Origin of the sequence: Acidovorax sp. FHTAMBA, from assembly GCF_038958875.1 — a bacterium.
Taxonomy (GTDB): Bacteria; Pseudomonadota; Gammaproteobacteria; order Burkholderiales; family Burkholderiaceae_C; genus Acidovorax.
Map to the genome: position 1 here is coordinate 1,081,608 of NZ_CP152407.1, position 12,763 is coordinate 1,094,370.

A 12,763-nucleotide genomic window follows, 5' to 3' on the forward strand; every position below is an offset into this window, starting at 1 on the left:
AGGCTCACCCATGTCCTCCATGACCCCCCAGGAGATCGTCTCCGAACTCGACCACCACATCGTGGGTCAGGCCAGTGCCAAGCGCGCCGTGGCCATTGCGCTGCGCAACCGCTGGCGCCGCCAGCAGGTCGAAGGCAGCCTGCGCCACGAGATCACGCCCAAGAACATCCTGATGATCGGCCCCACGGGCGTGGGCAAGACCGAGATCGCGCGCCGCTTGGCCCGCCTGGCCGATGCACCCTTCATCAAGGTGGAAGCCACCAAGTTCACCGAGGTGGGCTACGTGGGCAAGGACGTGGATTCCATCATCCGCGATCTGGCCGAGATCGCCGTCAAGCAGACGCGCGAGTCTGAAATGAAGAAGGTGCGCACCCGTGCCGAAGACGCGGCTGAGGAGCGTATTCTGGACGTGCTGATCCCGCCCGCCCGCGCCGCCGCTGGCAGCGAGCCGATGGCCGACAACACGGCCCGGCAGGTGTTTCGCAAGAAGCTGCGCGAAGGCTTGCTGGACGACAAGGAAATCGAGATCGACGTGGCCGAGGCCCGCCCGCAGCTGGAGATCATGGGCCCGCAGGGCATGGAGGAGATGGCTGAGCAGTTGCGGGGCATGTTCAGCCAGATGGGGCAGGACAAGCGCAAGACCCGCAAGCTCAAGATCGCCGAGGCCTTGAAGCTCATCACCGACGAAGAGGCGGCCAAGCTCGTCAACGAGGAAGACATCAAGACGCGCGCCGTGCAGAACGCCGAGCAGAACGGCATCGTCTTCATCGACGAGATCGACAAGGTGGCCGCACGCCAGGAAACGAGCGGCGCCGACGTGTCGCGCCAGGGCGTGCAGCGCGACCTGCTGCCCCTGGTGGAAGGCACCACGGTGTCCACCAAGTACGGAATGATCAAGACGGACCACATCCTGTTCATCGCCTCGGGGGCGTTCCACCTGTCCAAGCCCAGCGATTTGATTCCGGAGCTGCAGGGACGTTTTCCGATCCGTGTGGAGCTGGAGTCGCTGTCCGTGAAGGATTTCGAGGCCATCCTCACGCAGACGCATGCGTCGTTGGTCAAGCAGTACCAGGCGCTGCTCGCCACCGAAGGCGTCATGCTCGAATTTGCGCCGGAGGGCATCACGCGCCTGGCGCACATTGCGTTTGAGGTGAACGAACGCACGGAAAACATCGGGGCACGCCGCCTGTCTACCGTCATGGAGCGCTTGCTGGATGAGGTGAGTTTTGACGCCACGCGCCTGTCGGGCCAGTCCATCACCATCGACGCCGCCTATGTCGATGCCCGCCTGCAGACCCTGAGCCAGGACGAGGACCTGTCGCGCTACATCCTGTGACGAGTCGGCCAAGCCTTGAGAGGTCACTTTCATAGGCCTCTGTAAGTGCTTCTTTTTGAACGACTTTTGTCGCCAGAGTGTCTGCAAAGTCACGGCTAAGTCGTTGATTTCATTGCAAAAGTTTGTTGGACACCCCCTTGTTCGGTGTGCTTTTCCTGCTACAGTGCAAAAAAGTGCAATTAAGTGGTGAAAAGTGCCTTGGGAGTCCGTTTTGCGGACCCGGGGGCGCAGAACCGAACTGGGAATCCATCCGTGTTTCAAGGTGCCTCGTCGCTGAGTCTCGATGCGAAGGGTCGGCTCTCCGTGCCGACCCGGCATCGTGACGTCCTGGCGGCGACGGCGTCTGGCCAGCTCACCATCACCAAACACCCCCACGGTTGCCTGATGGTGTTCCCCCGCCCCGAGTGGGAAAAGTTTCGTGAGCGCATTGCCCAGCTGCCCATGTCCGCCCAGTGGTGGAAGCGCATCTTTCTGGGCAACGCCATGGATGTGGACATGGACGCCACCGGCCGAGTGCTGGTGTCGCCCGAGCTGCGCGAAGCGGCCGGTATCTCCAAGGACACCATGCTGCTGGGCATGGGTAACCATTTTGAACTCTGGGACAAGGCCACCTACGACGAGCAGGAGGCCAAGGCCATGCAGGGCGAGATGCCGGATGTCTTCAAGGACTTCTCCTTCTGAGGCGCGCAGTGACATCCCCCATGCAACACACCACCGTCTTGCTCAACGAGGCCGTCGATGCCCTCCTGGGTGGCGCAGGCCCGGAGCCTGCGGGCACCTGGGTGGACGCGACCTTCGGGCGTGGCGGGCATTCGCGCCTGATTCTGCTCAGGCTCGGACCACAAGGGCGCCTTGTGGCCTTCGACAAGGACCCCGAAGCCATCGCTGAAGCAACGCGCATCACCGATGCGCGTTTTTCCATCCGGCACGAAGGTTTTAGCCATCTGGCCGACCTGCCGCCTGCGAGTGCCGCCGGCGTGCTGATGGATCTGGGCGTGAGCTCACCCCAGATCGACAGCCCCGAACGGGGCTTCAGTTTCCGTTTTGACGGCCCGCTGGACATGCGCATGGACACTACGCGCGGGACCAGCGTGGCCGATTGGTTGGCCACGGCCGAAGTCGGTCAGATTGCGGAGGTGATACGTGACTACGGTGAAGAACGGTTTGCTGGCCCCATTGCAAAGGCGATTGTTGCTCGGCGCGAAGAACGGGGTCCTCTTGCAACCACCGCAGAACTGGCCGACCTCGTGGCTGGCGCGGTCAAAACCCGCGAAGCGGGCCAGAACCCTGCAACGCGCACATTTCAAGCTCTTCGGATTTTCATCAACGCCGAGCTTGAAGAGCTGCAACAGGCACTAGAGGCCAGCCTCTCGGTGCTGCAGCCGGGCGGGCGGCTGGTGGTCATCAGCTTTCACTCGCTTGAAGACCGCATCGTCAAGCAGTTCATCGCCAAGCACTCCAAGGAGGTGTATGACCGCCGCGCACCGTTTGCCGCGCCCCAGGCCATGAAGCTCGTCGCGCTGGACCGCATCAAGCCCAGCGTGGCCGAGGTCGAGGCCAATCCCCGCTCACGCAGCGCCATCATGCGCGTGGCCGAACGCACGGCGGTCGTCTGACATGACCCGGTTGAATGTCGTCCTGCTGCTTGCCGTGCTGGCCAGCGCGATCTACCTCGTGCACACCCAGTACGAATCGCGCCGCCTGTTCACCGAGCTGGACCGCGCTGTGGCCGAGGCCCGCCGCCTGGAGACGGAGCACCAGCGTCTGCAGGTGGACAAGCGCGCGCAGGCCACGCCGCTGCGGGTGGAGAAGATCGCCCGCGCCCAGCTGAACATGCGCACCGCCACACCGGCCATCACGCAGTATGTGTCTGACCCGCAAGGCGTAGCTGCTGCTGCTGCTGCGGGTGCCACGCCGTCCCGGCCCGAGGGGGAACAGCCATGAGCCGCAGCGTGGTCTACACCGCAAGCCCGCTGCTGGCAAGCAAGACGCCCGTCTGGCGCAGCAAGTTCATCGTGGCCATGATTGCGCTGGGTTTTCTGGGCTTGGCGGGGCGTGCCGCCTATGTGCAGGTGTTTGGCAACGCCTTCTTTCAGCGCCAGGGCGAGGTGCGGTTTGCCCGCACGCTGGAGCTGCCGGCCAACCGCGGCAAGATCCTGGACCGCAACGGGCTGATCCTTGCCTCCAGCGTGCCCGCGGCCAGCATCTGGGCCATCCCTGAAGACGTGGAGCAGGACAAACCCGAGGTACGCGCCAAGCTAAGGCAGCTGGCCAAACTGCTCGACATGCCCCAGGCCGAGCTGATGAAAAAGCTGGCTGACGAGGACAAGACCTTTGTCTGGATCAAGCGCCAGCTCGACTGGGACGTGGGCCAGCAGATCGCCAGGCTCGACATCAAGGGCATTTACCAGCGCAAGGAATACAAGCGCCAGTACCCCGAGGGCGAGGCCGCCGCGCACGTGGTGGGCTTTACCAACGTGGAAGACCATGGCCAGGAGGGCATGGAGCTGGCGTTCGACAAGGAGCTGGCGGGCAAGCCCGGTTCGCGCCGCGTGATCAAGGACCGCCTGGGCCGCGTGGTGGAAAGCGTGGGCGAAACCGTGCCCCCGGTCGATGGCAAGGACATGCAGCTGTCCATCGACAGCAAGGTGCAGTTCTTTGCCTACCAGAAGCTGCGCGACCAGGTGGCCGCGCACAAGGCCAAGGCCGGCAGCGTGGTGGTGCTGGATGCCCACACGGGCGAGCTGCTGGCGCTGGCCAACTACCCCAGCTACGTGCCCGACAAGCGCAAGAACCTCTCGGGTGAGCAGCTGCGCAACCGCGCGCTCACCGACGTCTTCGAGCCTGGCTCCACCATGAAGCCGTTCACCATTGGCCTGGCGCTCGAAACGGGCCGCGTGCGCCCCGACACCGTTGTGGACACCACGCCGGGCCGCATCAACATTACCGGCTCCACCATCTCCGACACGCGCAACCATGGCGTGCTCACGGTGGAGGGCGTGATCCAGAAGTCGAGCAACGTGGGCACCACCAAGCTGGCCATGCAGATGCCGGCGCGTGAGATGTGGGAGACGTTTTCGGCCGCGGGCTTCGGGCAGAAGCCGCAACTGCACTTCCCCGGCGTGGTGACGGGGCGCCTGCGGCCGTACAAGACCTGGCGTCCGGTCGAGCAGGCCACCATGTCCTATGGCTATGGCCTCTCGGCCAGCCTGTTCCAGATGGCGCGGTCCTACACCGTGTTTGCCAACGGCGGGCGGGTGATTCCCGCCACCATGCTCAAGACCGACGTCCCCGCCCTGGGCGTGCCGGTGTTCTCCGAACGCACGGCCGACCAGGTGCGCAAGATGCTGCAGATGGCCGCAGGCCCTGGTGGCACCGGCCAGAAGGCGCAGACCGTGGGCTACTCGGTGGGCGGCAAGTCGGGCACGGCGCGCAAGCAGGTGGGCAAGAACTACGCGTCGGGCAAGTACCGCGCGTGGTTCACCGGCATGGCACCCATCGACAAGCCCCGCATCATCGTGGCCGTGATGATCGATGAGCCCAGCAATGGCGTGTTCTACGGCGGTGCCGTGGCGGCACCGGTGTTCAGCGAAGTGGTGCAGCAGACGCTGCGCATGATGGGCGTGCAGCCGGACATGGCGGTCACGCCGCAGATCGTGGCCGATGTGGTGGAGGAGTCGCTATGACGGCGCTTGCCCTGCTCGGTTCGGTGAGCGAAGCTGTCAGCTGGCTGCGCGAGCGGGTCACGGGCACGCTGCAGACGGACAGCCGCCAGATCCGGCCGGGCGACGGTTTCATCGCCTGGCCCGGCGCCGCAACCGACGGCCGTGCGCACATCGGGGATGCGCTGGCGCGTGGGGCCGTGGCCTGCCTGGTGGAGCACGAGGGTGCCGAGGCTTTTGCGCTGCAAGGACTGCCTGTGGCTGCGCTGCACGGGCTCAAGGCGGCTACCGGGCTGGTGGCAGCCGAATGGTTCGGCCAGCCCACCCAGCACCTGGATGTGTTGGCCGTGACGGGCACCAACGGCAAGACCACGACCAGCTGGTGGCTCGCCGAGGCCCTCAATACGCTATCGAAAAATGAGCTGTTTGCGCAAGGTGGGTGCGCGCTGGTGGGCACTTTGGGCATTGGAACGCCGCCCGCGCTCACCAGCACCGGCATGACCACCCCCGACCCGGTGCGGCTGCAGCGCGCGTTCCAGCAATTCACCGATGCGGGCCGCACGGCCTGCGCCATCGAGGCTTCGTCCATTGGTCTGGCCGAGCATCGGCTGGTGGGCACGCGCATTCGCGTGGCCCTGTTCACCAACTTCACCCAGGACCATCTGGACTACCACCCCAGCATGGTCGCCTACTGGCAGGCCAAGAGCGTGCTCTTTGACTGGCCCGGTCTGCAGGCGGCGGTGGTCAACATCGATGACCCGCAGGGCGCAGAGCTGCACACCGCGCTGGCCGGCCGGCCGCTGGACCTGTGGAGCGTTTCCGCCACCGGCCCGGCCCGCCTGGCGGCGCGCGATATCGGCATGGGCGATGGTGGCCTGCGCTTTACCGTGGCCGAGGGCGTGCACACGCATGTGCTGCAGACGCGCGTGATCGGGCAGTACAACGTCTCCAACCTGCTGGGCGTGGTAGCGGCGTTGCGTGCGCTGGGTGTTCCGCTGCAGCACGCGCTGTTCGCCTGTGCCCAGCTTTCACCTGTGCCCGGCCGCATGGAGCAGATCAACCACCCGGGCCAGCCCCTGGTGGCCGTGGACTATGCCCACACGCCCGACGCGCTGGACAAGGCCCTGCAAGCCCTGCGCCCGATTGCGCAGCAGCGGGGCGGCCGGCTCTGGTGCGTGTTTGGCTGCGGTGGCGACCGCGACGCGGGCAAGCGCCCGCTGATGGGCGCCGTGGCGCAGCACCATGCCGACCAGGTGGTGGTGACCAGCGACAACCCGCGCAGCGAAGACCCGGCGGCCATCCTGCACCAGATCCTGCAAGGCACCATCGCTGGCGCCACCGTGCGGGCCGAGCCCGACCGTGCGGCTGCCATCGCCCAGGCCATTGCCGAGGCCGCGTTCGCCGATGTGGTGCTGATTGCCGGCAAGGGCCACGAAGACACCCAGGAGACGGCCGGTGTGCGCCTGCCGTTCTCCGACATGGCCCACGCGCAAGCTGCGCTGCAGGCCCGAGGAGCCCGTACATGACCGCGACCCCCGGGAGCATGGTGACCCTGCAGCAGGCGTATGCGCTGCTGCAGCCACGCATGCCCGCCGCCCGCCTGGTGGGCGATGGCGCCACGCCGCTCCTGCGCGTGCACACCGACACACGCACGCTGCAGGCGGGCGACCTGTTTGTGGCACTCAAGGGCGAGCGCTTTGACGCCAACGCCTTTCTGGCGGATGCCCGCGCCGGTGGCGCCGCTGCTGCCATCGCGCATGGTGGCCTCGACGCCGCGGGCCTTCCAGGCATCGAGGTGCCCGACAGCCTGGCCGCGCTGGGCGCATTGGGAGCCGCGTGGCGCGCGCAGTTTGCGCTGCCGCTGATCGGCGTCACCGGCAGCAACGGCAAGACCACGGTGACGCAGATGATTGCCTCCATCCTGCGCGCCTGGAAGGGTGAGGGTGCCTTTGCCACGCAGGGCAACTTCAACAACGACATCGGCGTGCCGTTGATGCTGCTGCGCCTGCGGGCCCGCCACACCGCCGCCGTGATCGAAATGGGCATGAACCACCCCGGCGAGATTGCCCAGCTTGCCGCCATGGCGCAGCCCACGGTGGCCCTGGTCAACAACGCCCAGCGCGAGCACCTGGAGTTCATGCACACCGTGCAAGCCGTGGCCCGAGAAAACGGATCGGTGTTTGCCAGCCTGCCCGCGGATGGCGTGGCCGTGTTTCCCGCTGGCGATACCTACACAAGCCTCTGGCAATCACTCGCCCTGGAGCAGCCTGGCCGCCGCACGGTGACCTTTGGCGATGGCGGCGACGTCCGCTGTGCGCGAGCCACCTGGGAGCGTGGCGCCTGGGCGGTCACCCTCGCCACGCCACGCGGCGAGATCACCACCCGCCTGCACATCGCGGGCCGCCACAACGTGACCAACGCGCTGGCGGCTACGGCGTGCACGCTGGCAGCGGGCGCACCCGTTGCCGCCATTGCCCAGGGGCTGCGGGATTTCACACCGGTCAAGGGCCGCTCGCGCGCCTTCAGCGTGACGCTGGCGGGCCGCGAGATCACGGTGGTGGACGACACCTACAACGCCAACCCCGATTCCATGCGCGCCGCCATCGACGTGCTGGCCGAGCTGCCCGGCCCGCAGCTGCTGGTGCTGGGCGACATGGGCGAGGTGGGCGAGCAGGGGCCGCAGTTTCACGCCGAGGCCGGTGCCCATGCCCGGGCTGCGGGCATCCCGTTGCTGTTGGCGTTGGGCGCGCAGTCGGTGCACGCCGCAGCGGCTTGCGAGGGAGCCCGGCATTTCAACGACATGGCCGCGCTGCTGGCGGCCGTGCGCGACGCGTTGCCCACCGTGGGCAGTGTGCTGGTCAAGGGATCGAGATTCATGAAGATGGAACAGGTGGTGGAAGCCATTGCAGCGATGGCGGCCACCGTGGCCACGCAGCCGCATGAACAACAACAAGAGCGCACCCGCAGCACACCGGAGGGACACCATGGCGCAACGCACTGAAACCATCCGCGTGGTCAACCCACGGGCCGGGCAGGCCGGGGAGTTGCCATGCTGCTGATGCTGTCGCAATGGCTGCAGGGGCAGTCGCCCGAGTTTGGCTTTTTCCGCGTGTTCCAGTACCTGACCTTCCGAGCGGTGATGGCCGCCATGACGGCGCTGCTCATCGGCCTGATCGCAGGCCCCAAGGTGATCCGCGTGCTCACCTCGCTCAAGATCGGTCAGCCCATCCGGGGCTACGCCATGCAGACGCACCTGTCCAAGAGCGGCACGCCCACCATGGGCGGTGTGCTGATCCTGCTGTCGATCGCCATTTCCACGCTCTTGTGGTTTGACCTGTCCAACCGCTTTGTCTGGATCGTGCTCATCGTCACGCTGGGCTTTGGCGCCATCGGCTGGGTGGACGACTGGCGCAAGGTGGTCAACAAGGACCCCGAGGGCATGCGCTCGCGCGAGAAGTATTTCTGGCAGTCGGTCATTGGCTTGATCGCCGCGCTGTATCTGGTGTTCAGCATTTCCGAAAGCTCCAACGCCAAGGTGTGGGAGCTGTTTGTGGGCTGGGTGCAGTCGGGCTTCTCGCTCGACCTGCCGCCCAAGGCTGGGCTGCAGCTGCCTTTCTTCAAGGAGATCAGCTATCCGCTGGGTGTGCTGGGCTTTGTGATCCTGACGTATCTGGTCATCGTGGGCTCCAGCAATGCCGTGAACCTCACCGACGGGCTGGACGGGCTGGCCATCATGCCGGTGGTGATGGTGGGTTCGGCCCTGGGCGTGTTTGCCTACGTCACCGGCAGCTCGGTGTATTCCAAATACCTGTTTTTCCCGCACATCCCGGGCGCGGGCGAGCTTCTGATCTTCTGCGCAGCCATGGCGGGCGCGGGGCTGGCTTTTCTGTGGTTCAACGCGCACCCTGCGCAGGTCTTCATGGGTGACGTGGGCGCGCTGGCGCTGGGCGGGGCCCTGGGCACCATCGCGGTCATCGTGCGGCAAGAAATCGTGCTGGCCATCATGGGCGGCATCTTCGTGGTCGAGGCCCTGTCGGTGATGCTGCAGGTGACCTGGTTCAAGTACACCAAGAAGCGCTATGGAGAAGGCCGACGTCTCCTCAAGATGGCGCCCCTGCACCACCACTTTGAAAAGAGCGGCTGGAAGGAAACGCAGGTGGTCGTGCGCTTCTGGATCATCACCATGCTGCTGTGCCTGATCGGCCTGTCCACCCTGAAACTGCGATGAACCCGGACGATCCCCTCATCTCCGCTGCGCCTGCCGCACCCGCTGTGGCTGGGTCTGCCATGGCGCCGGCCGACCTGGGTGCGCCTGCCGTGCCACCGCAAGCGCTGCCGGACGAGACGGCCGTTGCACCGCAAGAGGTGACGGCTGGCATGGCGGACGCCGCGGCGCCGGGGGAGGGTGCAAGCACTGCGCCAGCAACGAGCCCTGGCGGCCGGGCTGCGCAAGGGGCAGCGCATGCGTGGGACCCCGAAAAACCACCCGCCGTGTCCGCAGCCAAGGCCGCCGCTGATTTTGTGGCGCAGATTTTTGCCGAGGTGGCAGCCCCCGAAGGCCCACCGGTTCCCTCGCAAGAAACCGACGAAGAAGTTGCCGACGCCGCACCCGCCAATGCAGCCGCCCAGCCACTGGGCCGGCCCGGCGAAGATCTGCAAACGATGCAGGGCCAGCACATCCTCATTCTGGGCCTGGGCGCCTCGGGCCTGGCCATGGCCCGCTGGTGCGTGCGCTGCGGGGCAGAGGTCACCGTGGCCGACACCCGTGCCGCGCCACCCCAGCTGCCCACGCTGCAGCACGAGCTGCCGCAGGTGCGTTTTGTCGCCGGTGATTTCGATGCTAGCCTGGTGGAAGGCCAGGGCCTGCACGCGGTTTACCGTTCTCCGGGGTTGAGTCCACAAGCTGTTGCTCCTGTTTTGGTAGCTGCTGGCGCATGTGGAATAAGCGTTGGAGGCGAAATAAGCTTGTATTCGATGGCGCTCGGCGCGCTGCGCGCGTCCCACGGGTACGCCCCGGCGGTGCTGGCGATCACGGGCACCAACGGAAAAACCACCGTCACGTCGCTCACGGGCCAGCTGGTGGAACGCTCGGGCAAGAGCGTGGCCGTGGCGGGCAACATCGGCCCCACGCTGCTCGATACCCTGGCGGGCCACATCGATGCCGACACACTGCCCGAGGTGTGGGTGCTGGAGCTGTCGAGCTTCCAGCTGGACGGCGTGACCGGGTTCGAGCCCACGGCGGCGACGGTGCTCAACATCACGCAAGACCACCTGGACTGGCACGGCAGCCTGGAGGCCTACGCGGCTGCCAAGGCGCGCATCTTTGGCCAGACCGGGCTGATGGTGCTGAACCGTGAAGACGCCGCAGTGATGGGAATGCTGCCGCCACCCGGCCGCCCGAAGGCGGCAGCCGCCCCCTCGGGGGGCAGCGCAGCACACGCAGTGGCAAGCGTGGGGGCGCCCCAGCCATTGCCGCCCCCGGTCAAGGTCAGGCTGCAAAAGCCCCAGGTGCGCGAGCACATCACGTTCGGCGCCGACATGCCCCGGCGCCCCGGCGACTTCGGTATCGAGGTCGTGAGCGGCATGCCTTGGCTGGTGCGCGCGATGGACGCCGACGAAACCCGCAAGCGCGGCCGCAACGAAGTGGCCGAAGACCTGCACATCCAGCGCCTGATGCCCGCCGATGCGCTGCGCATCCGGGGCCGCCACAACGCGGTGAACGCGCTGGCCGCGCTGGCGCTGGCGTCGGCCGCAGGCTGCACCCTGGCCCCGATGCTGTACGGACTGCGCGAGTACCGCGGCGAGCCGCACCGCGTGGAGCCCGTGGGGATCATCCATGGCGTTGAATTCTTTGACGACAGCAAGGGCACCAACGTGGGCGCCACCGTGGCAGCGCTGGTGGGGCTGGGCACGGAGCGGCGGCTGGTGGTCATTCTGGGTGGCGACGGCAAGGGGCAGGACTTTGCGCCGCTCGCCGCGCCGGTGTCGCGCCATGCGCGTGCGGTGGTGCTCATCGGTCGCGATGCACCGCAGATACGCGCTGCACTGCAGGACTGCGGCGTCGCACTGCTCGATGCCGCGACCCTGCCAGAGGCCGTAGCGCTGGCCTCGCAGCGGGCGCATGCGGGCGACGCCGTGCTGATGTCGCCCGCCTGCGCAAGTTTTGACATGTTCACCGGCTACGAGCACCGCGCCCAGGTCTTTTGCGACACCGTGCGCGCCCTGGCCGACGACGCCGGGCAGTCGTTGGGGGGAATGGCATGACGGCCGATGTGCGCAGTTCTACGTTGCTGCAACGGGTGACGGGCTGGTTTGGCGGCCTGCCCGGCAAGGCGGCCGACGTGCTGCCCGTGCGCGTGGGCGGCACCGAGTACCGTCAGTCGTCCAGCACGCCGGCCAGCGTGCTTGGCTTTGACCAGGCGCTGCTGTGGGTGGTGGTGGCACTGCTCGCCTGGGGGCTGGTGATGGTGTATTCGGCCTCGATCGCCATGCCGGACAACCCGCGTTTTGCCAACTACGCCTCCACCCACTTTCTCACCCGCCACGCGATGTATCTGGTGGTGGGCTTTGTGGTGGCCCTGCTGGCGTTTCAGGTGCCCATGGCCCTGTGGGAGCGCGCGGCACCGTGGCTGTTTGTAGCGGCGCTGGTGCTGCTGATTGCCGTGCTGATCCCGGGTGTGGGCAAGGTGGTCAACGGTGCACGGCGCTGGCTGGCCATCGGGCCTGTCAGTTTCCAGCCGTCCGAAGTTGCCAAGTTTGCGGTGCTCATCTACGCGGCCGATTACATGGTGCGCAAGATGGAAGTGAAAGAGCGCTTCTTCCGCGCCGTGCTGCCCATGGGCGCTGCCGTGGGCATTGTGGGCGTGTTGCTGCTGGCCGAGCCCGACATGGGTGCGTTCATGGTGGTGGCGGTGATTGCCATGGGCATCCTGTTCCTGGGGGGCGTGAATGCCCGCATGTTCTTCCTGATCGCTGGCGTGCTGGTCTCGGCGTTTGCGCTGATGATTGCCAGCTCGCCCTGGCGCCGCGAACGCGTGTTTGCATACCTCGACCCGTTCAGCGAGGAGCACGCTCTGGGCAAGGGCTACCAGCTTTCGCACTCGCTGATCGCCATCGGGCGGGGAGAGATTTTTGGCGTGGGTCTGGGTGGCAGTGTGGAGAAGCTGCACTGGCTGCCCGAAGCCCATACCGACTTCCTGCTGGCCGTGATCGGCGAAGAGTTCGGCCTGCTGGGGGTGGTGGCACTCATCGTGCTGTTTTTGTGGATGACCCGCCGCATCATGCACATCGGCCGCCAGGCGATTGCGCTGGACCGTGTTTTTTCCGGCCTCGTCGCGCAGGGCGTGGCGATCTGGATCGGCTTTCAGGCCTTCATCAACATGGGTGTGAACCTGGGCGCGCTGCCCACCAAGGGGCTCACGCTGCCTTTGATGAGCTTTGGGGGCTCGGCGATTTTGATGAATCTCGTGGCGCTGGCAGTGGTGCTGCGCGTGGATTACGAAAACAAACTCCTCATGCGCGGAGGCCGCGTATGAGGAGTTTGTTTCACCAAAACAAGCTGCAACAGCGCGCCAGCGCTGCCGAATGCGCAGCATTCGATGCGCGGAGGCCGCGTATGAGGAGTTTGTTTCACCAAAACAAGCTGCAGCAGTGCGCCAGCACTGCCGAATGCGCAGCATTCGATGCGCGGAGGCCGCGTATGAGGAGTTTGTTTCACCAAAACAAGCTGTGCATTGCGCAAGCAATGCCAGGCACGCAGTGCCTC

10 protein-coding genes are annotated in these 12,763 nt (G+C 66.2%); all 10 read left to right on the top strand.

The window, feature by feature from the left end; genetic code table 11:
• The first annotated feature begins 10 nt into the window (after nt 1-10).
• A complete protein-coding gene (hslU, locus tag AAFF19_RS05030) occupies nt 11-1,336 on the top strand; it encodes an ATP-dependent protease ATPase subunit HslU (protein ID WP_342721404.1) in 1,326 nt (441 codons plus the stop codon).
• Between the two features lie 252 nt (nt 1,337-1,588).
• Nucleotides 1,589-2,017, top strand: a complete 429-nt coding sequence (mraZ, locus tag AAFF19_RS05035) for a division/cell wall cluster transcriptional repressor MraZ (protein ID WP_008903734.1) — start codon at nt 1,589-1,591, stop codon at nt 2,015-2,017.
• Nucleotides 2,018-2,025: 8 nt separating this feature from the next.
• Nucleotides 2,026-2,952 (top strand): 16S rRNA (cytosine(1402)-N(4))-methyltransferase RsmH, encoded by a 927-nt coding sequence (gene rsmH / locus AAFF19_RS05040; protein WP_342721405.1) that lies wholly within the window; start codon nt 2,026-2,028, stop codon nt 2,950-2,952.
• A 1-nt stretch (nt 2,953) separates the two neighbouring features.
• Entirely contained in the window at nt 2,954-3,280 is a 327-nt protein-coding gene (gene ftsL, locus AAFF19_RS05045) for a cell division protein FtsL (protein WP_342721406.1), read from the top strand.
• Nucleotides 3,277-5,022 (top strand): penicillin-binding protein 2, encoded by a 1,746-nt coding sequence (locus AAFF19_RS05050; protein ID WP_008903731.1) that lies wholly within the window; start codon nt 3,277-3,279, stop codon nt 5,020-5,022. Before ftsL ends, AAFF19_RS05050 begins: the two co-directional genes overlap by 4 nt.
• A complete protein-coding gene (locus AAFF19_RS05055; RefSeq protein WP_342721407.1) occupies nt 5,019-6,524 on the top strand; it encodes a UDP-N-acetylmuramoyl-L-alanyl-D-glutamate--2,6-diaminopimelate ligase in 1,506 nt (501 codons plus the stop codon). The genes AAFF19_RS05050 and AAFF19_RS05055 overlap by 4 nt, the downstream gene beginning before the upstream one ends.
• Nucleotides 6,521-7,999: a UDP-N-acetylmuramoyl-tripeptide--D-alanyl-D-alanine ligase gene (gene murF, locus AAFF19_RS05060; RefSeq protein ID WP_182118129.1), complete on the top strand. Its 1,479-nt coding sequence runs from the start codon at nt 6,521-6,523 to the stop codon at nt 7,997-7,999. Before AAFF19_RS05055 ends, murF begins: the two co-directional genes overlap by 4 nt.
• A 48-nt stretch (nt 8,000-8,047) precedes the next feature.
• Nucleotides 8,048-9,226 (top strand): phospho-N-acetylmuramoyl-pentapeptide-transferase, encoded by a 1,179-nt coding sequence (gene mraY, locus AAFF19_RS05065; protein WP_182118130.1) that lies wholly within the window; start codon nt 8,048-8,050, stop codon nt 9,224-9,226.
• Nucleotides 9,223-11,262: a UDP-N-acetylmuramoyl-L-alanine--D-glutamate ligase gene (gene murD, locus AAFF19_RS05070; RefSeq protein ID WP_342721408.1), complete on the top strand. Its 2,040-nt coding sequence runs from the start codon at nt 9,223-9,225 to the stop codon at nt 11,260-11,262. Before mraY ends, murD begins: the two co-directional genes overlap by 4 nt.
• Nucleotides 11,259-12,533 carry a putative lipid II flippase FtsW gene (gene ftsW / locus AAFF19_RS05075; protein WP_008903726.1) on the top strand — a complete coding sequence of 425 codons (1,275 nt, stop codon included), beginning with the start codon at nt 11,259-11,261 and terminating at the stop codon, nt 12,531-12,533. The genes murD and ftsW overlap by 4 nt, the downstream gene beginning before the upstream one ends.
• Nucleotides 12,534-12,763 lie beyond the last annotated feature (230 nt).